This is a genomic window from Flammeovirga agarivorans (genome assembly GCF_012641475.1).
In the GTDB taxonomy this organism is placed as follows: domain Bacteria; phylum Bacteroidota; class Bacteroidia; order Cytophagales; family Flammeovirgaceae; genus Flammeovirga; species Flammeovirga agarivorans.
Genome location: NZ_JABAIL010000010.1, coordinates 112,326 through 132,411, shown reverse-complemented (window position 1 = coordinate 132,411; position 20,086 = coordinate 112,326). Strand labels below are relative to the sequence as shown.

General features: G+C 34.2%; 18 protein-coding genes. 4 read left to right on the top strand and 14 right to left on the bottom strand.

The genetic code is table 11. The features are described 5' to 3' along the window. Positions 1-14 precede the first annotated feature (14 nt). Positions 15-1,751, top strand: coding sequence for a SulP family inorganic anion transporter (locus HGP29_RS23560; RefSeq protein WP_168884914.1), 1,737 nt, complete (start codon positions 15-17; stop codon positions 1,749-1,751). 31 nt (positions 1,752-1,782) lie between these two features. Continuing rightward, the gene (locus tag HGP29_RS23555) at positions 1,783-3,195 is read left to right on the top strand and encodes an MBL fold metallo-hydrolase (RefSeq protein ID WP_168884913.1); all 1,413 of its coding nucleotides are present in this window, start codon (positions 1,783-1,785) and stop codon (positions 3,193-3,195) included. A 55-nt stretch (positions 3,196-3,250) separates the two neighbouring features. On the opposite strand, the gene HGP29_RS23550 is transcribed toward HGP29_RS23555, so the two are convergent. Genes HGP29_RS23550 through HGP29_RS23540 form a run of 3 tightly spaced genes read right to left on the bottom strand, consistent with a single transcriptional unit; the run spans position 3,251 to position 6,016 of the window. Beyond that, on the bottom strand, positions 3,251-4,012 hold the full coding sequence (locus tag HGP29_RS23550) for a porin family protein (RefSeq protein WP_168884912.1): 762 nt from the start codon (positions 4,010-4,012) through the stop codon (positions 3,251-3,253). Between the two features lie 4 nt (positions 4,013-4,016). Then, entirely contained in the window at positions 4,017-4,808 is a 792-nt protein-coding gene (locus tag HGP29_RS23545) for a PCMD domain-containing protein (protein ID WP_168884911.1), read from the bottom strand. Between the two features lie 47 nt (positions 4,809-4,855). Next, a complete protein-coding gene (locus HGP29_RS23540; RefSeq protein ID WP_168884910.1) occupies positions 4,856-6,016 on the bottom strand; it encodes a MalY/PatB family protein in 1,161 nt (386 codons plus the stop codon). A gap of 724 nt (positions 6,017-6,740) precedes the next feature. Between HGP29_RS23540 and HGP29_RS23535 the strand changes: the two genes are divergently transcribed. Continuing rightward, complete coding sequence (locus HGP29_RS23535; RefSeq protein ID WP_168884909.1) at positions 6,741-7,643, top strand: bestrophin family protein; 903 nt, start codon at positions 6,741-6,743, stop codon at positions 7,641-7,643. Positions 7,644-7,705: 62 nt separating this feature from the next. Continuing rightward, entirely contained in the window at positions 7,706-8,464 is a 759-nt protein-coding gene (gene cysQ / locus HGP29_RS23530; protein WP_168884908.1) for a 3'(2'),5'-bisphosphate nucleotidase CysQ, read from the top strand. Between the two features lie 69 nt (positions 8,465-8,533). Here the strand turns inward: cysQ and HGP29_RS23525 are convergent, their stop codons facing one another. From HGP29_RS23525 to HGP29_RS23470, 11 genes are all read right to left on the bottom strand, one after another. Beyond that, entirely contained in the window at positions 8,534-9,742 is a 1,209-nt protein-coding gene (locus HGP29_RS23525) for a BamA/TamA family outer membrane protein (RefSeq protein WP_168884907.1), read from the bottom strand. Positions 9,743-10,383: 641 nt separating this feature from the next. Further along, on the bottom strand, positions 10,384-11,694 hold the full coding sequence (bioA, locus tag HGP29_RS23520) for an adenosylmethionine--8-amino-7-oxononanoate transaminase (RefSeq protein ID WP_168884906.1): 1,311 nt from the start codon (positions 11,692-11,694) through the stop codon (positions 10,384-10,386). Next, on the bottom strand, positions 11,687-12,322 hold the full coding sequence (gene bioD / locus HGP29_RS23515) for a dethiobiotin synthase (protein ID WP_168884905.1): 636 nt from the start codon (positions 12,320-12,322) through the stop codon (positions 11,687-11,689). The genes bioA and bioD overlap by 8 nt, the downstream gene beginning before the upstream one ends. A 1-nt stretch (position 12,323) precedes the next feature. After that, positions 12,324-13,076 (bottom strand): malonyl-ACP O-methyltransferase BioC, encoded by a 753-nt coding sequence (gene bioC / locus HGP29_RS23510; RefSeq protein ID WP_168884904.1) that lies wholly within the window; start codon positions 13,074-13,076, stop codon positions 12,324-12,326. Beyond that, a complete protein-coding gene (locus HGP29_RS23505; protein WP_168884903.1) occupies positions 13,066-13,743 on the bottom strand; it encodes a pimeloyl-ACP methyl esterase BioG family protein in 678 nt (225 codons plus the stop codon). Before HGP29_RS23505 ends, bioC begins: the two co-directional genes overlap by 11 nt. Then, the gene (locus HGP29_RS23500; protein ID WP_168884902.1) at positions 13,721-14,911 is read right to left on the bottom strand and encodes an aminotransferase class I/II-fold pyridoxal phosphate-dependent enzyme; all 1,191 of its coding nucleotides are present in this window, start codon (positions 14,909-14,911) and stop codon (positions 13,721-13,723) included. Before HGP29_RS23500 ends, HGP29_RS23505 begins: the two co-directional genes overlap by 23 nt. A 65-nt stretch (positions 14,912-14,976) precedes the next feature. Then, positions 14,977-15,966 (bottom strand): biotin synthase BioB, encoded by a 990-nt coding sequence (gene bioB, locus HGP29_RS23495; RefSeq protein WP_168884901.1) that lies wholly within the window; start codon positions 15,964-15,966, stop codon positions 14,977-14,979. A gap of 43 nt (positions 15,967-16,009) precedes the next feature. Then, positions 16,010-16,369, bottom strand: a complete 360-nt coding sequence (locus tag HGP29_RS23490; RefSeq protein ID WP_168884900.1) for a hypothetical protein — start codon at positions 16,367-16,369, stop codon at positions 16,010-16,012. A gap of 520 nt (positions 16,370-16,889) precedes the next feature. Continuing rightward, complete coding sequence (locus HGP29_RS23480; protein ID WP_168884898.1) at positions 16,890-17,363, bottom strand: hypothetical protein; 474 nt, start codon at positions 17,361-17,363, stop codon at positions 16,890-16,892. A 124-nt stretch (positions 17,364-17,487) separates the two neighbouring features. After that, a complete protein-coding gene (locus tag HGP29_RS23475) occupies positions 17,488-18,564 on the bottom strand; it encodes a BamA/TamA family outer membrane protein (RefSeq protein WP_168884897.1) in 1,077 nt (358 codons plus the stop codon). 140 nt (positions 18,565-18,704) lie between these two features. After that, entirely contained in the window at positions 18,705-20,036 is a 1,332-nt protein-coding gene (locus HGP29_RS23470; protein ID WP_168884896.1) for a porin, read from the bottom strand. Positions 20,037-20,086: the final 50 nt, after the last annotated feature.

Here is a 20,086-nt window from a genome sequence, read left to right as displayed (position 1 = left end):
ATAATCACTTTCAAATGCGAAATCAATACTTTATAGCACCTTGGCTTAAGAATTATAAAAAAGAATATTTATCTGGCGATATATCTGCAGGTTTAACAGTAGGAATTATGCTTATTCCTCAAGGAATGGCATATGCTAGCTTGGCAGGGTTACCGCCGGTTTATGGCCTCTATGCAGCCATGATTCCTCAGTTTACTTATTCATTATTGGGGACTTCAAGACAAGTTGCTGTTGGGCCTGTTGCGATCGATTCTATGTTAATTGCAGCGGCAGTTTCCTCATTAGCTGCTGTAGGAACTGATCAATATATTTCTGCAGTTATATTATTAACGTTAATGATAGGACTGATTCAGTTGTTTTTCGGGGTGATCAAATTTGGCTTTCTAGTTAATTTCTTGAGTAAGCCAGTGATCAGCGGTTTTACTTCTGCAGCTGCCTTTGTGATAGGTATAGATCAGCTTAATAATTTCTTTGGGATATCTGTAGATCATAAATCGTCAACCTTGATAACATTGTTCTCTACGCTCAAGCAATTTGATCAATTTAATTGGTATGCAGTTTTAATAGGTATTAGTGGTATTTTATTAATACGATTAACAAAGAAATTCGGAAAAGGAATACCAGGGTCTTTGGTAGCAGTTATTGTTGGGTTAGTGATTATGTATTCTTTTAATTTGGAAATAAATGTGTTGGGAAAAATTCCAAGTGGATTTCCTGAATTTAGTATTCCTAACATTACATACGATATGGTTTTGAAATTGCTTCCATCAGCATTTGCCATAGCATTGATAGCATACATGGAATCAATTTCAGTAAGTAAAGCACTTCAACAAAGACATAAGGGAGAATACGAAATTGATAATAATAAAGAATTTATTGCTCTTGGAATAGGGGATATTATTGGATCTTTCTTTGGCTCTTTTCATGGTACAGGCGGGTTTAGTAGATCAGCTGTTAATGATCAGGCGGGAGCGAAAACAAATTTGGCAAGTATAATCAGTGGAGTTTTGTTATTAGTGACTTTGCTGTTTTTGACACCATTTTTTGAGTCACTTCCCAAAGCAATCATAGCCTCTATAATTTTAGTTGCAGTGTATGGACTTATAGATACTTCATACCCTAAATTTCTTTGGAAAACGAAAAGGGAAGATTTTTACATGCTTCTTTTTACTTTTCTTATTACCCTTTTATGGGGGATTCAGGAAGGGATTTTATCTGGAATGTTGTTAAGCCTTTTATTATTAGTGAAAAGAACAGCAACACCCCATATAGCGATACTAGGCAGGTTAAAGGGGACTGAAGACTATAGAAATATACAACGCTTTAAAGATGCTGAAGTGAGAGAGGATGTGATTGTTATTCGTCAGGATGCACAGCTTTATTTCGCAAATAGTAGTCATTTTTATGATAAAATAAGATGTGAAATTGATCAGAAAAAAGGCGATTTAAAATTGTTGGTTTTACATTTTGGATCAGTATCCAATATTGATACAACGGCATTATCCTCTTTAGAAGATTTGATTTATGATCTCAAACAAGAGGGAATTCGTACCTATTTTTCAGAGGTGATCGGTCCAGTGAGAGATTTCTTTAATCGGGTAGGTTTAACACAGAGATTAGGTAAGGATCACTTTTTCCTGGATGTACAATCAGCCATAGATTATTATGATAAAAAAGGTAATCAATTGGAAATAAGACGTAACTTTGAGCGCGCGATTCAGAGTAACGAATTTAAAGAGAGAAATATTTAAGACATATATAAACATAGAACTTCTAAGCATTATGAAAATCGAACAAATTTACACAGGATGTTTAGCACAAGGTGCATATTATATTGAATCCAAAGGTGAGGCTGTTATCATCGACCCACTAAGAGAAACAAAGCCTTACTTAGAAAAAGCAACGAAAGAAGGAGCTAAAATTAAATACATTTTTGAAACTCACTTCCATGCTGACTTTGTATCTGGACATGTTTCTTTAGCAGAGGAAACAGGAGCTGCAATAGTTTTCGGACCAACAGCCAAAACATCATATGATGCACATATCGCAGAAGATGGAGAGGTGTTTAATGTAGGTGATATCACAATTACGGTTTTACATACTCCGGGACATACTCAAGAGTCTTCTTCTTTCTTGTTAAAAGATGAGAGTGGAAAAGATGTGGCCTTGTTTTCTGGAGATACATTATTTATCGGAGATGTGGGTAGACCGGATTTAGCCGTGAAGTCAGATTTAACACAAGAGGATCTTGCTGGTTTGCTATTTGACTCTCTTAGAAATAAAATCATGCCCCTTGCTGACGATGTAGTTGTATATCCTGCACATGGAGCAGGGTCAGCTTGTGGGAAAAATATGAGTAAAGAGACACATGATACTCTTGGTAATCAGAAAAAGACAAATTATGCTCTTAGAGCCGATATGACAAAAGCTGAATTTATCAAAGAGGTAACCACTGGTTTAGCTACTCCTCCTCAATATTTCCCTAAAAATGTAAAGTTAAACAAAGAGGGATACGAGAATATTGATCAAATTCTAGATAGAGGAAATGTTGCTTTAAGTCCTCAGTTGTTTGAAGAGATTGTAAATGCAGAAGGAGCATTGATGTTAGATACTAGAGCACCACAAACCTTTAAGGATGGCTTTATTCCTAATTCTATTAATATTGGAGTGAAAGGTGGATTCGCTCCTTGGGTAGGTGCGTTAATTGTCGACCTAAAGCAACCAATTGTAATTATTGCTGACGAAGGATCTGAAGAAGAAGTAATTACTAGGTTATCAAGAGTAGGTTACGATAATACTTTGGGATACTTAGAAGGTGGGATTAATTCATGGAAAGCTGCTGGAAAAGAAGTAGATTCTATTGAATCAATCTCTGCAGATGAATTTAAATCTCGTTTAGCAAATGATATTAATGTAATTGATGCTAGAAAAAACTCTGAGTATATTTCTGAACATATAAGTAATGAAAAAGTGGTCAACAAGCCTTTGGATCATATTAATACTGAATGGAGTGATCTAGATAAAGAGGCTACTTACTATATTCATTGTGCAGGAGGGTATCGTTCAATGATTGCCTCTTCTATTATGAAATCAAGAGGATTTGATAATATCATAGATGTGAAAGGAGGTTTCAAGGCCATTAAAGAAGCAGGAATTGAAACAACAGAATATGTTTGCCCATCAACTTTACTGTAGGGGATAAACGAAAATTTCATTAAAAAAGGAGTAAGCGATTAACTTACTCCTTTTTTTATTTTCCAATTTTATAAAGTACACCTACTTTACCATATAAATTAAAGAGGTTTGGATCTACGGTGTCATACCCTCTTGGGAATATACCATTAAATCCCCAAGCAATTTGGGTGTCGACAGTGAAGTGATCACCAATTTCTTTTTGAATACCAAATTGGGCACCCCAATCAAAATTGACTAAATCTGAACTATAATCATAGGGAGTGTCTCTTCCTATTTCAGTACTACTACCTACAATATCTTCTAATGTACCACCAGCGTATAATATACCATCAAATGTTCCTGAGACCATTGCAGCTACATATAAACCTGCGATAGCATACCAACCATTATCTTTTTTAGAAAGATTAGTCTTAAACTGAATAGGAATTTCAATATAGTTTAGGCTGATATTGGTTTGAACATCACCAGTAACATAACCTTGATAATTATCGCTTACCTTAAAGTAACGGTTCTCTACTGTTGCTTCTGTTGAATTTCCTTTTCTAGTATAAATAAGTTCAATATGTACAGACTTTCGGTCTTCTTTTAATGGAATTTCAACATATGCTCCAACTGAGGGGTTGAATGTTGTAGACCAAGAATACCTTTTTGGAATATCCTGGAAATAGAGTGGTACTGATGCACCAAAGTTAATGCTAAACCTTCCTCCCCAAACTAGTGATTTTTCATTATTTTGTTCTTCACTAGTTTGTGCCTGAAGTGAAGATGTGAAAAAGGTCACACTAAAAAGTGCGACCCATAGATATATAAATTTCATAGAATTAATATTCAATAGAGATATCATCAACCATTAGTACACTACCGATAGCGCCTCTGAAATAGTCTCCAGCCGAAGTTGATGTAAAAGTAATGATCACGTGAGTAGGAGTAGCGTCTGCATCAGCCCAACCCGTTTCTTCAGGTCTTAAACGAAAACCTGGTACAGGGTTCTCAATCTCACCATAAATCACCTCTAATTTTTCTTTTGTCCATTCTGTTACAGTATCACTATGTTGCATAGCAGCTGTACCGATTCTTTGAATAGACTCTCCTTCTCTTTTTTGTAGGTACATATAGACTAGGCAAGAGTCAACAGCACCTTCTACAGGTGAGCTTACCGCACCATCAAATTGTAAATATTCATCTCCAGGAGTGTATTTGTAATTAAAAGACATCGATTTAGGTCTCTTTGTATACTCTACGCCAAGGATAGCACTTTGAGCGGGGTCAGAAGTATTCAATTGAAATTTCCCTGTATATACTGTTGCTGCTGCAATACCAGTTAAAGGAATAGCAATAGTTTCCATTCTAGCAGAACTTCCACTAACAACATCACTTGTTTCCTGAGTGGTATTTACAAAGCTTAAAAAAGATGTTCCGGGGTTTGAAGTTTCCCAACCGATGGGTGTTTCGTAAGTTTTGTCTGCTCCAAATTCTGTTACTTCCCAAGTATCGAGACTTAAATTATCTTCAAAATAAGGTTCAGCTTGTGGAGTGTCGTCACTATCACTGTCACAGCTAAATAATAATAAAGATGATAGGCCTAGACTTAAGAGCTTGAAGGTTAATTTCATGATATTTTAATAAATTGAAGAGTTGTTGTTTAAGTAAATATAGGAAACTATTCTAAATTCCCTTTTATTCTTTTTATAGCTTCTTCTAGTACTGATCTGGGGCATGCCGTATTTAATCGCATAAACCCTGCTCCAGTGTATCCAAAATGTCTTCCATCCTGAACGCCAACTTTTGCCTTTTGGTGAAAAAAGTTGACAATCATTGAAGCACTTTCATTAATACCTCGACAATCTAACCATAATAAATAAGTCGCCTCAATAGGCATTATTTTGATGGGTGTATCTTTTAATTCTTCTTGAACATATTTGATATTTCCTTCTATATATTTTAAAAGTTCCTGATACCAATCTTCACCATGGTTATAAGCAGCTTTTAATGCTTCGGTTCCAATTGTTCCTCCAAAATCTAGATGCATATGTTTTACTTCATCAAGGTATAAGCTTTTGATTTTTGGGTTTTTAAAGATTAAATAAGCACAGTTTAAACCAGCTAGATTAAATGTTTTAGACGGAGCCATGCATGTGATCACTCTTTTTTCAGCGATTGCAGATAATGATGCAAATGGAACATGTTTATTGCCAAATAGAGTAAGGTCGGCATGGATTTCATCAGAAATAATATTACAATCGTATTGATCACAAAGGTCTAATAGTTTTTCCAATTCTTCCTTTTTCCAAACTCTACCCGAGGGGTTATGAGGATTACAAAACATAAGAAGCTTGCAGCCCTTTTTTAATTCGTCCTCAAATGTACCAAAATCTATAGAGTAATAATTATCATTATTGATAAGTGGGATATTGACTAGCTCGCGTTTGTTTTTCTCGATATTTTCATAAAATGGAGGGTATACCGGAGAGAATAACGCTACTTTATCATTCACATTTGTCAAAGCTTGTACTAACATACCTAAACCCGGAACAATACCAGGAACAAACACCAACTCATTTTTGATGACTTTCCATTGATGTCTCTTATAGGTCCAATTTATGATTGCATTCCAAAACTCATCATTTTGTAAAGTGTATCCATATATAGGGTGCGAGACTCTTTTTTGAAGAGCATCAACAATTTCTGGAGCAGTAGCAAAATCCATATCTGCTACCCATAAAGGAATAATATCTTTTTCGTTGAATATTACTTCTCGAAGATCATATTTTACAGTAGAATATCCTTCTCTGTTGATTATTTGATCAAAATCGTATTTCATATTATCTATCGTATTTTATTCTATATATAAATATACAAGGGATAAACGTATTTATTGAAATAGAATAAATATTAATTACTTAAATGCGTAATGTATTGAAAATAACGGTTTTGGTATATTCTTATATCCTTTCAAATTTCTTGAAAACATTATCATTTCAGAGAAACTGGGTTTATTAATGCATTTATGAAACTAAAAAAGGTTATCTCAATATGAGGTAACCTTTCGTCTTTTTGATAAACTAACTACTAATAATCTATTTTTTAATAATAATATTATATCTAATTAAATGTCGCTTCATATTTATGAAACAACTGTGAATTTAGTATTACAATTTATTTTTCAAAATAAGAATATGAATTCAAATTTCAAAAATTAATTTTTTTACCCTAATCTGTTTTATCAGATTATTCTTTGACAAGAAGAAGTGAATACTTTTCGTTTGACTAGGTAAAGAATAATATCTAAATTTTATAAACTCGGGTATCTAAAATCACAAATCAAATGTAAAAACTAGCGATGTATTACACAAACAAAATGTCTATAAAATGTTATGGATTAAATATTAGATTATAAAATACCTAAAAATGGTTAGATTAAAACTTCGAAAAAAAGGCAATACAATATTTTATGAAGCTGACTTTTTGAAATCAGAATATTAAAGCATAATTTATATACTTGTTATACGAATTTAAACACTATTACTTTTTTCTAATTCCAATTTATGGTTACAAGACTTTACATTCCTTGGAAGAGACTTTTCAAAGATTTATGGTTCTCCGTTTTACTTATTGTTATTTATATGTTGTTCTTATCAATTTTAGATGATGAACACATGTTAAGCAATTTAAGTTTACCTCTGGGTATTATCACAGTCCCTGGTACAGCAATTTCTTTACTATTGGCTTTTAGAACCAACTCATCTTATCAAAGATGGTGGGAAGCAAGGCAAGTTTGGGGTGCCATAGTAAATGATTCGAGAAGTTGGGTAAGACAACTCATGACTTTCTTACCTAATAATCCGGAGTTAAAAGAACTTCTTACAGAAATGTCATACCGTCAGGCAGCTTGGTGTTTTGCTTTGACAAGGCATTTAAGGAAGCAGAATACAACAATGGATATCAATCATTTATTGCCCAAAGAGGAGATTGAAGAGTTAAAAACAAGTAAGAATGTTCCCAATGCATTGTTATTTACACAAGGTCAATTACTACGAAAACTATATAAAGAGAAGTATTTAGATACTTATCAGCTAGTTCAATTGGATACCACCCTCTGTAAGTTGACGGATGCAATGGGTAAATGTGAGCGAATTAAAAATACAGTCTTCCCAAGTATGTATACATTGTTACTTGAGATACTGATTTATTTTTTCATTTTTTCTGTTCCCTATGGTTTGGTAGAGACTAATGGTGTTGTGTTATTGGTAACTAGTGTTACACTTGCTATGGCTTTTCTTATTATCGAAAGGATTGCCACTTACTTGCAAGACCCTTTTGAAGATAAATCTTCAGATACACCGATGTTAACTCTTTCAAGAACGATAGAGATCAATATTAAAGATGAGTTGAAAGAAAGAGATTTACCTGACCCTTGGAAGCCAGAAACTCCTTATGTATTAATGTAGGAAGGTTTACACTCTTGACTTATTTTTTATATTTGTATCTCAATTAACAAAATCCATAAAGAATGAACTTAGAAAAATTATCTGAGGATTGTATGCAAATTGCAATTGATGCAGGTCATGCAATCATGGAAATTTATCAAAAAGAAGATTTAGGCGTTGAAATTAAAGACGATAATTCTCCTTTAACACTAGCAGATAAGGCTTCACATGAAGTAATAATGGAAGGCCTTACTAAGTTAGAATACCCAATCTTATCTGAGGAAGGCAAAGAAATGTCTTACGATGAGCGTAAAGATTGGACTACCTATTGGTGTGTAGATCCTCTTGATGGCACTAAAGAGTTTATTAATAGAAATGGAGAGTTCACTGTAAATATAGCTCTGATTCACGAGAAAAAACCAGTATTAGGTGTAGTTTATGTTCCTGTAAAAGGAGTGATCTATATTGGTATTGATGGTATTGGAGCGAAGAAAGGTGAAGCAGGAATATTAGATCCAATTGAAGTGAAATGGAAAGAAGGCAATAGAGTTGCTGTTCGTTCTAAGTCACATGCAAACCCAGCTGAAGAAGAGATCATTGGTAAATACAGTGCAACGGAATCAATTTCAGTAGGTAGTTCTTTAAAATTCTGTATGGTAGCAGAAGGTAAAGCAGATTTATATTATAGACATGGTCCTACAATGGAGTGGGATACAGCCGCAGGTCAAGCAGTTGTTGAGGCTGCTGGAGGTCATGTATATACAGGAAATACTGAAGACGAGTTATTCCGTTATAATAAAGAGAATTTATTGAATGGCAGTTTCCTAGTTTTAGGTAAATAGTCGTCGATTGTAATACACAAAAAAGGCCTTGAATAAACATCAAGGCCTTTTTTGTGTATTAATTTTTTATTAGAATGCTTCAGTCATATTGAAGTATAATAATGTTTGATTCGCAATCGGATCTTTACCTACATCAATACGGAAGTTCATTCTTGGTTGTACTTCAATTCTAAGGCCTCCACCAAAGTTGGGAAGTACTCCACCTGGGTTGTAAACTTCAGGGCCAACCATACCTACACCTCCCCAGAATGCAAAACCAAGACGGTTGAGTAATTTGGATTTAGAGTTGAACATATGACGGTATTCAGCCATTGCATAGCCCATTGACTTATCTCTATATTGCCCTTGGTAATACCCTCTTAAATCAAAAGGAGAACCAATCATCGACATTTCTGTAAAAGGAACATCACCGAATGAAGATCTTACCTTAGCAGTCCATGCTAATACTCTTCTTTCTCCTAAGAAAGGTAGTAATTTATATTGGCGGTATTCAGCAGTTAGAAAGCCCCATTGAGTATCTGATCCTAACCATTTATCATAATATCTAGCTGTAAGATCGAAGTAAATACCAGACCATGCATTGGCAGGGATGTCTCTTGTGTCATAAGATAATTCAAATCCTATACCTACATTGAAAAGTTCCATTCCTTCATCACCACCTCCCAACATTTCTGCCTGTTTCATATATACAGGGTCTTCAGCCATTGCTGCGGCAATATCGCTTAACCTTCTGTAGCCTACATCATAAGAGGGGCCCAAGAAGAAATCAGAATCTCCTATTCTAAAAAGGAAGGAACCAAAAGTAAGAAATGAGTTCATGAAATACTCAGTGGTTTCAGGCCCTCTTTCGATATTCTGATTATTATCGAATCCTACACCATAATAGTTGTTGATATTGTTCAAATATTGGATCTGACCAAAATACCTAAACCGATCATGGTTAAAGAAAAGTTGTGGTTTTATTAGCAAGTTAAATCCACCAGATGACAACCATGCGCCGGCAATAGGCACTACCGAACGGTTCATCTTTTTATCTGTTGTATCTGTTGAAAACGTAAATAAAGCACTGGCACCAATTAAGAAACCATAATCGGGGGTATAGCCAGGTCCACCAAGAATACTAAAACGTAAGTTTTTTCTTTTCTTTTCAACTTTAGTTGTATCCTTTTTTAATGTATTAGTACTGTCATTTAAATGGCTAAAGCTTCGTCCAAAGACTTGAACATTTATAAGTATCAAGCAAATAACAGCAAGACGTTTTATGAAATTAAATTTCATCTAAATTGAGGTAGTTAAATGATGTCGAAAAACTAAGTGATAGATAAGCTTCTCTTTATGTCTATCTAATATAAAAAATTTTTACTTGCAGTTTGGCATAAATAAAAATCATACGAAAATATAAAGAGATTATCGCATATCAATAACACGTAACAAGAATAACACGGCAAAGGACATGAAAAGTTGTAACATTTAATCTTATTAGTGAAAAATAAAAAAAGGTCCTCACAAAATGAGAACCTTTTTAATTCCTTTAATAACCCAAAAACTATTTCTTATTGCTGTTTTCGTTTACTAATTAATGACATTATTTTAAACTTTGCAAGAAAAAATGTGATTATTACGTTTTTTAATTGGATATTCTTGATTTTATACAATTTGGATTCACATTAAGTTGATTTTCTGTTAATTTTTTAACAATGGTAAGGTGAATCAAAAAAAGGCCTTCACAAAGTGAAGACCTTTTCAATTCCTTTAATAACCCAAAAACTATTTCTTATTGCTGTTTTCGTAAACTAAATACGGGATTTTTTATCAATTATGCAAGAAAAAGTATAAAAATATCTGGAAAACATTTAAATGTATCATTTCTCATGCAATAAAAGAAGTGTTAATTTGATGAAAGTTAAATATTAAACTAATTAACATCTATCAGCTTTCATTGTTGATAATCCCTCTTTAAATAAACGATGTACAATGTTATAAATATGATCTAACTCTTCTTGCGTGATGGTGTAAGGAGTGTGGAAGTAAACGGTATTTCCTAATGGTCTAAGAAGGATACCTTTACTTAAAAAGAAATTATAAAGCTCATCACGAATCGAGTTGAAATATGATGTATCTTTTTCCGTGTCATAATCAAAAGCTAGGATGGTACCTGTTTGTCTAATATTTTTTGCAAATGGTAGAGTGGATAATATCTCAGCAAACTTTTGATGTGACTTAATAATGTGATCAATTTGATTTTGCCTTTTTTCACTTAAAAGCATCTCAAGACTTTTAATCGCAACGGCACATGCCAATGGATTTCCAGTAAAGGAGTGCCCATGGAAAAAAGTTTTCATCATGTCATCTACTAGAAAAGCATCATAGATTTTCTGAGTACAAAAAGTAAGACTCAAAGGTAAAATACCTGCAGTTAATGCCTTGGACATACAAACTATATCAGGCTGATGGTTTATCAGATGGTTGGTAGCAAATAACTTTCCTGTTCTATAGAACCCAGTCATCACTTCATCTGCAATACACAAAGTACCATGACTTTGTGCAATTCCAATCAATTCATCCAACTGTTCGGCTTTGTACATTCTCATTCCACTAGCTCCTTGCACTAATGGTTCAAAAATAAAGCAACAGGCATCTTCATTTTTTGTATACTCTACCATTAAGCTTTTTACTTCTTCCCAATTTTCTGCTGTTGGAAATGGTAGGTAATTGACATCAAAAAGGAACTCTTCAAATGGGGCCGAAAATGGAGTTCTTCCAGCCATAGACATTGCTCCAAAAGTGTCGCCATGATACGCCCCTTCAAAAGCAATTACTTTTTTTCGTTTTTTGTCACCGGTATTCCAAAAGTATTGGATAGCCATTTTTAAAGCTATTTCTGTTGAAGTACTACCGTTATCAGAGAAAAAGCATTTATCGAACTTACCCGGTAGTAATGGGATTAATTTCTCAGCTAGTGTTACTGCAGGTTCATGCGTGAAACCTGCAAAAATTATATGATCAAGGTTTAAAGCTTGTTGTTTTAAAGTTTCAGCAAGTTCTTCATTACCGTGTCCATGTATATTCACCCACCAAGAAGAGATAGCATCAATGACTTCTTTACCATCTTCAAGGATAATTTTACAATCTTTTGCCGCTTTTACGCCAAGTGGTTTTGGAGCTAAAGTTTGCGGTGTAAATGGATGCCAAACATATTGTTGGTCCCTCTGAAGTAAGTCCTTATGCATAGTTTTCAATATTTAAAAGTTGATATAATTGAGGCCTTACTTCTTCAGCTACTCTTTTAATACTATCGGGAGTTACTTGATCTAATTGAGGAAGGTGAAATAAACATGGAGCTTCTGCATGTTCTAAAATGACATTTTCGGTGTCAATATTTCTGTCTCCATTAAATACGATACCTGCCAGTTTTAAACCGCGTCTTTTTAATTCATTAATTGAAAGAAGCGTATGATTGATATTTCCGAGATATATGTTACTTACAAGAATTACAGGAAGTTTAAATTTCTCAGCAATATCAATGACCATATCCTTATTATTTAATGGCACCATAATTCCACCAGCACCTTCAATGATCATATTTTCATTTTTGTGCGAGGGTATCTTAATGGTCTCTAGGTCAACATAAACCCCCTCTTTATTTGCAGATGCATGAGGAGACATAGGATATTTTAATAAATAAGCTTCCTCTAGCTTTTCTTTTTTTGTAGGTAATAACTGATGAACCGTTTCAGTATCTGTTGGAAATCCTGCTTGAATCGGCTTCCAGTAATCTGCTTGTAAAGCTTCTGTAAGAATGGCTGACACAACACTCTTTCCACTATCAGTTCCGATGGCTGTTAAAAAGATATTCATACTATTTTTTCTTTGCGATGATAAATATGGGATGATAAGTTAATTGCACTCCATTTTCTTTTGGAAAATGTGATTGATATTTGTCGTTAAAGGCAATCAGTTTTGATTTTGTCCAGATGCTATTGGCATTTGCACATCCTCCAACACCAGTTTTTTTGATATGTTTTAATACATCTGTTCCTTGAGAAAAAATCAGTTGTGTTTTCCATTCCCAAGCTGATAACACTTCGAAGCCTGCTTCCTCTGTAAGTCTCCTCCAATGTGTAAGTGTGCCATATTCTAATCCTTCATTCAAAGTAGTTTTTAACTCTTCAAAATTTGAAGGACCAAAAGTACTGAATGCTAGTAAACCATCTTTATTTAGACTTTGATTGATTCTTTTTAGTAATCTTTCCCTATCTGTCATCCATTGAAATGCTGAGCTTGATAGTACTAAGTCTAACCTTTCTGGATACTTAACATTTTCCGCATCCCCTTCAATAAAGTTAATGCTTGGGTAGTCCTTTAATAACTGATGAGTACAAGAAACACCCAGGTCATTAGCAAAATAAGTATCACTTACATGAGGAATGGCTTGTTTGCTCAAAAAGCCTGTACCACATCCGATTTCAAAAACACTATTGTAAGAATCTTTTACAGAGATAAGCTTTCTGTACAGTTCCTTACAAATTCTCTTTTGTATGAATGCTTCAGTGTTATAGGTAGAAACATTTTTGCCAAATCTTTGTGCTACGATCTCTTTATTAATTACCATGGCATACTTCAGGCTGAGGTGAAACAATCTCTTCCCAAGATGTTATTGATTCAAAAGGGAAGTGTGGTAAGTTGGTAGTAACAAGATTTGCATTTTTTTCTTCCCAAGCAGTTTTAAGATTACTTATTGGAAAAATTCGATCTTTATTACTGATTTGCACACTGTTGAAATTATTCGAAGAAGGAAGGTTGGAGATCTCTCCAAGGTATTGTAGTTCCTCTTTTAAAGTATCAATACTTCTAAGGTTGTAATTTACCAACTCTTCTGCGAGTGTTTTATTACCACAAATTCGGAACATGAATTTCTCCCAATTTTTTTGAGACAATCCATCTAGTGTCCCTTGGAAGATGGCTTTAGGTATGCCATACTCTTCATGAACTGGGAGAAAACTTCCATTTAAGGCCATTTTATCACCACTAATTTCAGCTTGATCGATAAAAAGATCACAGACTTTTACACCAAAAGACCACCCTAGACAATGTGTAGTCTGATAGCCTTCTATTATGTTGTTGATGAGTTCAAATTCAATATTTTGATAATGGTAAACCATTAGAACATCAAATTGATCACTCTTGAATTTCTTAAAGTAGTCTGGCGATTGTCCCCAACCTGCAAAGAAGATTAGAAGCTCTTTATTACCTGCATTAATCAACCAACTCGTTTTCATAATTATGTGCTTTTAAATAGTTCAATAAGATTTCAGCGAGCTGATCTATTTCTTTTATAGAATGATTAGCTGTGATAGAAATTCGAAGTCGAGCAGAATTTTTAGGTACCGTTGGATATCGTATAGGAGCAACATAAAACCCTTTTTCTTCCAAAAAATTAGAAAGGTCTATTGCTTTGTGATTTTCTCCCACAACAAAGGGTTGTATATAGGAATCTGAGACCAAATCGAAGTCACCTGCAGACATAATCGATTTGAAATGGTCTATCAATTTGAAAACCTTATTTCTTGTCGATTTATAATTAGGTAGTTGTTGCCAAATAAAGGATAACCATGCAACATTTATTGGAGGTAGGGCAGTAGTGAAGATAAAAGATCTACAATGGTTTACCAGGTACTCTTTGATTAATGAAGAAGTAATAACCAATGCACCTACACCTCCCAAAGCTTTTCCACAAGGAGCAATGATGACATCGATGTCATTAATCACATTATTTTCTTCGCAAAGACCCAGACCATTTTCACCATAAACACCGATACTATGTGCTTCATCGATGATTAATTGGGTATTGTATTTCTTTTTTAACTCAACAAGTTTAGGAATATCAGCCGAATCACCATCCATACTAAAAAGGGCTTCAGAAACGATATATATATTTCTGAATAGTGAAGCATTCTTCTCTAATAACCTTTCTAAATGATGATAATCCAAGTGTTTGTATCTTTCGAAATGGGCCTTACTTAATTTTAGCCCATCAACAATACTAGCATGGTTGAGCTTATCGGATAAAATTAGATCACCCTTTTGAGGTAAACTACTAAGTACTCCTAAATTGGCATGATATCCACTGTTCATAAAGATACATGACTCTTTTTGATAAGAAGCAGCTACTTTATCCTCTAATAAACCAAATATGCTAGCATTTCCTTCTAGTAATCTAGAAGATGCACTACTAAACCCATGATGGAAATTTACAGGAAGATAATTTTGGATAAAATCTTCATGCAATTCTCGATCTGATGCTATTCCTAAATAATCATTGGATATAAAACTCACTAGTGATTTACCGTTCTTATCGATATGACCATTTTGAAGTCGGTCTACCGTTTTTAAAGAACGAAGCTGGTGATTATCCTGAAGGAGCATCAATTGCTCTCTAATGTCCATATTTACCTAATAAGTGAAGGGTGTGGTAAATAAATACCACACCTTGAATCTATTTCTTTTGTAACCTATACGGATACTGATTCTTCTTTTACTTCTTTAAAGGATGCTCTAGGTGTAAGACCTAATAAATTGAACATTACTTTATCAGCATCTTCTTCAGGGTTAGGAGTCGTTAAAAGTTGATCTCCTGCAAAGATTGAGTTAGCACCAGCCATGAAACATAAAGCTTGAGCTTCAGTTGTCATTTCAGTTCTACCTGCTGATAGACGTACCATTGCTTTAGGCATTAAGATTCTTGCTGTAGCAATCATACGGATCATTTCCCAAGTAGAGACCATTTTGTTACCTTCCATAGGTGTGCCTTCTACAGGAACTAGTGCGTTAACAGGTACCGACTCAGGATGTTGAGGTAAAGTTGCTAAAGTATACAACATTCCGATTCTGTCCTTGTCTGTTTCACCAAGACCAATAATACCTCCTGAACAAACAGAGATTTTTGCCTTTTGAACGTTAGCGATAGTTTCTAAACGATCATCAAAAGTTCTTGTAGTAATTACTTTATCGTAATATTCTCTACTTGTATCTAGGTTGTGGTTATATGCGTAAAGACCAGCTTCTTTTAGCTTTTCAGCTTGCTCAACATCTAGCATACCTAATGTTGCACAAACTTCCATACCCATATCGTTGATTTCGGAAACCATACCTAAGACTTTTTCAAAGTCACGATTGCTTCTAGCTTCTCTCCAAGCGGCACCCATACAGAATCTTGTTGAGCCATTTTCTTTCGCTTGTTTTGCTTTTTGAACTACATCATCAGTTCTCATTAATTTATGAGGCTGAACATGAGTGTTGTAGCGTGCAGATTGTGAGCAATAGCTACAGTCTTCTTTACAACCACCTGTTTTTACAGAAAGAAGAGTACATACTTGTACTTCACCTGTTTTCTGAAATTCTTTGTGGATTGTTGATGCCTTATACATGAGTTCCATCAAAGGCATGTTGTAGATTTCTTCTACTTCTTGCTTAGTCCAGTTGTTTCTGATTTCTGTTTGCATCTCTTTAATTTATATATGTTAGGACATACCGGTTCCATGACGATTATATCGTTGAAAAAAATCCGGGAAAATAATTGCTAAAATTGGAAGGAAATAGATGGGCAGAGAGTAGCCTTTTGGGGTGTCCTAAGTTATAAATTTCAGATAAAACAGAACCAGATCCACTCTCAACTTCTATTGAAAGAATATCCTGCGGTATAAGATTTAAAAGTATTTCATCAATATCCGGAAAGTCATCATCTTCACTTTCTCTAGTGATACTAGTTTGATATTGGTTTACTTCTCTTATTAAAGCAGGTGCATTGTTGTGCATGGCTACATTAAGCACACAAATTTTAATCTCTCTTTTCAGAGAGTTAAAGATTGCATAACCCTTACGTGACCATCTTTTAAATAATGCCATTGCAGTAAAATAATTTATTTTGCCTGCAATTTAATCAAGAGGGGAGATAGTCCAAGTATTAACTTGAATAATTTATGGTGAAACTTGTCACCTTTTGGAATAAAATTAAGAGACAATGATTGTCTCGGGTAAAGAAAAATGGCTTTAATTATGATTAAAATGACTTTTTTTCATTTTTATGAAAAAGGTTCTGTGTGGCTAGCCAAATAGATACACCAAACATGCTTACACTACCAAGATATTCAAAAACATTGTTTTCAAAGCTAAGATTGTTTTTGTCAATTAGCATAATGTTACCAATACCAACAATCGCAGCGATTATTATTAAAGCCCATCTGTAAATATTCATTTTTTTCGTAGTTTTTGATGATAATTTTAGGTCATTAGGTATGATCAAAATTAAAAAAAGAATAGGTAACTAAGCTTTAGTTGATGTTAATGACTATGTATCTCTATATATAATTACTTTAATATAAGTTAATGGTAACGAGCTATTTATTGTGTTACAAAAAAAGGAGATCTATTGATCCCCTTCTCCAAGTTCGTAGGTAGTACCACCAAATAATCCTTTTGGTAATACTTTTTTCATAAATGATTTATTTCCTTCTTCGATTTCTTTTACTTCTTCTTTAGCATCTCTTAATGCATCCTGCCATGCTGGGCCAAATCCCATCATATTACTATTTAGTTTATCAATGGCAGACTGGTAAACATGGAAACTCATCATTTCCTGGCGACCTGGCTTGTTCAATAAAGCTTTATTGGTCACTCTTAAATTTTCGTTTTCTCTTTTCAAACGTTCTATTTCACCTTTTTTACTTGAAATAGCTTCAGCATCGATTTCCAACTTGTCATGTAAATGTGCTTTGAGACGTTTGATTTCTTTCTTCATTCCAGATTGTTTGATCCAATCTTTGACTTGAACAAGTCCTGCAACGATCAATCCTGCAATTAATCCAAAAAAGAGTGATTGTATATCAAATGTTTCCCACATATTAATTCATTTCTAAAGTGTAGTATCTGGTTAATAAACGTAGTACTTGGACAGAGGTTTAAATGAAAATCAAATAATTGATAATAAGATACCATCTTTTAAGGAGAATCAATAGTGATTAAGATTAAAATGCTTCGCCTATTCTGAAATATATACCCCAATCATCTCTACCCACAGCAGCGTCTAAGCCTACATTCATATGATTTTTAGGAAACACATTATATCTATAGCCAACACCTACACCGGGTAATAAAATACCATTCTGAGAACTGTCGTTAGCACCTGAAACAGTTGCCAACCCTGCAAAGAAATTGACAGCCATTTTCTTATGGAAATTCCAACGGTATTCTCCTTGAATGTTATACATAGCATTACCTCTGTATTTAGCCTGAGTATAACCTCTGATATCACTTTGTCCGACGATGAATTGTTGGTTGAAGGTAAGATCACCGACCCCAAAACCGACATACATTCGAGTAGCCAAAATATCTCGACCTTCTTTAAAGGCGAAGTATTTATTAAAATCAATTGTGATTTTCGTATTAGGTTGATCATTCCCTAAAAAATCAGGGCTTACATCAATATTTACATTGCCTATTTCACCTTTGGTAGGGTAGTAAACATCATCTCTATGGTCATAGGATACTATAAACCCAAGGGTTTGTAATTGAACGGTACTTGTGGTGTCAGGTACAATATCAAAAGAATTCTCAAAATCCGTATACATATAATTCACACCTGCGTACAAGTTTTTGATTACTTTTCGTTGGATCTCACCCTTAATAAAATTAACCCCTGTGGCATATTGAAGAAATCCATTTAAAGGAAAACCTACATAGGTTTGATAATTGAAATCTCCAACGCCTCCGGCAACAGTTACTCTATATCTATCTTCAGCAAAGTAAAATTTTGAAAATCCTAAAGTAAACCAAGACTTATTCGTAGTGTAAAGCCCAAGTGCACCTGAAATTGAGGAGGGAGATATGGTATCTGTTTTACTCAAGTTATACATGGCCATTGGAAGTGCACCTACAGATAGGCCCAAAGTTCTATCATAGTTGATATATGGCACTGGCATAAATTGGAAGTTCTTATCAGATCTTTCTGCACTGCCTCCACCACCTGTACTAAAGCTTTGAGCTATGGATTGTTGAAGACTGAATGTAAAAGAGAATAATAAAAGAAAGAGTAATTTTTTCATTAATTGTGATTTGAAATGTCTTTTTGAAATTAGAGAAACAATTATGCATTTCAAAAATTTTGTGAATTAAAAAAAAGAAACCTCTGTAAACATACAGAGGTTCTTCCATTGGTTTTTAGTTTCGTTAAAGTTGTTAAAGATCAGAAAATGAAGCCAATTCCTAGTTCTAGTAAGTTGTCTTCTTTCGCGGCGTAAGGGCCGGTTGCTCGATTATTTCTAAATTGATAATCGATTTTAAAAGCAATCTCTTCCCTTGGTTTAAAGTTCACTCCCACAGTTATGATGTCAGAGTTAAAGTGAACCATGTTGGCGTTAGTATCAGCCATTAGTAGTTTTTCATTATAGTTCTTATGAGTGTTGATATATTCATATCGAACAAATAATGGGATTTTAACATCGTGTGGATCTATTAATGCATTCTTCTTTCGAAGGAAGCTACGGTTATTGAATAATGATAACAGGTCAAAACTTCCTTCGACCAGATAACCGATATTTTGGTTGGCAATTACTTGTCCTACACCTCCATTTTCTTGAGCAGTCAGATAGTACAGGTCTTCTGTACCTGACATATACCCAGTTGAGGCTAAGGCCATAAATTCCCAATTCTTTTTCGTGTGTTTTACATAGGCGGTATATAATTGAGCAACAGAATTAGCTATTCTCTTGTTGCCATTATAATCAGTGATTTCCTGGTTGTTACCAGTTTGTCCAATAAACGCAGAAGCACTTAATGTCCAATCTTTTAATCCTACATAATTGATTTGAGGGTTGATGGAATAAGTAGTGAAAGAATTTCCATCAAAACGAGGTTCTCTACCTTGGCGAATCCATGTACCACTAAGGAACGAACTACCATCTAAGCCCTGTGAAACTCCAAAAGTATAGTTGAAACTTGGAGAAATAAGACCATAAAAACTAACACCCATACCCATCCAAGTAGAAGGGACAATCATTCGTTCAACATCAGATCTATTTACTGATGCAAACATTACGGGTTCGTCATTATTGTTGATGTAGCCAATACTTAATGGGTAAATACCAGTTCTAAGGTTGAATGATTTATGAATAGAAAAATCCATAAAAGCTTCAACAATAAATTCGAAATGGCTATTTCCATTAGGATCGGTAAGATATTCTACTAAAATCTCAGAGTTCCAAATAATCTTGTCTGTAAATCTGTAACCAAAGAATGTAGAGAACCTGTATAGGTTGTTATAAGAAAGCTCGATGTCATCTTCCATTCCTATTGGAACGTCATTTCTATTGACGAATGACACCTCACCAAAACCTGAAACACTCCAAGGTTTTTCTGAGAAAAACACTTTTGAAGCTGCTTTTGCAAGGCCTGGTTGCTGTTTGAATTTTGTCTCGTGTTCCTCTTCTTCTTGTTGGAAATCTTCTTGAGCAAACAATAAATTGTTATTTGCAACAATAAAGAAGCATCCTAAGAGAACACTGTAAAATAATTTCATTTGAATATATATGAGCTGATTTAACTAGTATTCTTATACAGTGAAATGAT

Coding starts and splice junctions, on each gene's coding strand:
- HGP29_RS23560 (WP_168884914.1), top strand. CDS start 15: ATGCGAAATCAATACTTTATAGCACCTTGGCTTAAGAATTATAAAAAA.
- HGP29_RS23555 (WP_168884913.1), top strand. CDS start 1,783: ATGAAAATCGAACAAATTTACACAGGATGTTTAGCACAAGGTGCATAT.
- HGP29_RS23550 (WP_168884912.1), bottom strand. CDS start 4,012: ATGAAATTTATATATCTATGGGTCGCACTTTTTAGTGTGACCTTTTTC.
- HGP29_RS23545 (WP_168884911.1), bottom strand. CDS start 4,808: ATGAAATTAACCTTCAAGCTCTTAAGTCTAGGCCTATCATCTTTATTA.
- HGP29_RS23540 (WP_168884910.1), bottom strand. CDS start 6,016: ATGAAATACGATTTTGATCAAATAATCAACAGAGAAGGATATTCTACT.
- HGP29_RS23535 (WP_168884909.1), top strand. CDS start 6,741: ATGGTTACAAGACTTTACATTCCTTGGAAGAGACTTTTCAAAGATTTA.
- cysQ (WP_168884908.1), top strand. CDS start 7,706: ATGAACTTAGAAAAATTATCTGAGGATTGTATGCAAATTGCAATTGAT.
- HGP29_RS23525 (WP_168884907.1), bottom strand. CDS start 9,742: ATGAAATTTAATTTCATAAAACGTCTTGCTGTTATTTGCTTGATACTT.
- bioA (WP_168884906.1), bottom strand. CDS start 11,694: ATGCATAAGGACTTACTTCAGAGGGACCAACAATATGTTTGGCATCCA.
- bioD (WP_168884905.1), bottom strand. CDS start 12,322: ATGAATATCTTTTTAACAGCCATCGGAACTGATAGTGGAAAGAGTGTT.
- bioC (WP_168884904.1), bottom strand. CDS start 13,076: ATGGTAATTAATAAAGAGATCGTAGCACAAAGATTTGGCAAAAATGTT.
- HGP29_RS23505 (WP_168884903.1), bottom strand. CDS start 13,743: ATGAAAACGAGTTGGTTGATTAATGCAGGTAATAAAGAGCTTCTAATC.
- HGP29_RS23500 (WP_168884902.1), bottom strand. CDS start 14,911: ATGGACATTAGAGAGCAATTGATGCTCCTTCAGGATAATCACCAGCTT.
- bioB (WP_168884901.1), bottom strand. CDS start 15,966: ATGCAAACAGAAATCAGAAACAACTGGACTAAGCAAGAAGTAGAAGAA.
- HGP29_RS23490 (WP_168884900.1), bottom strand. CDS start 16,369: ATGGCATTATTTAAAAGATGGTCACGTAAGGGTTATGCAATCTTTAAC.
- HGP29_RS23480 (WP_168884898.1), bottom strand. CDS start 17,363: ATGTGGGAAACATTTGATATACAATCACTCTTTTTTGGATTAATTGCA.
- HGP29_RS23475 (WP_168884897.1), bottom strand. CDS start 18,564: ATGAAAAAATTACTCTTTCTTTTATTATTCTCTTTTACATTCAGTCTT.
- HGP29_RS23470 (WP_168884896.1), bottom strand. CDS start 20,036: ATGAAATTATTTTACAGTGTTCTCTTAGGATGCTTCTTTATTGTTGCA.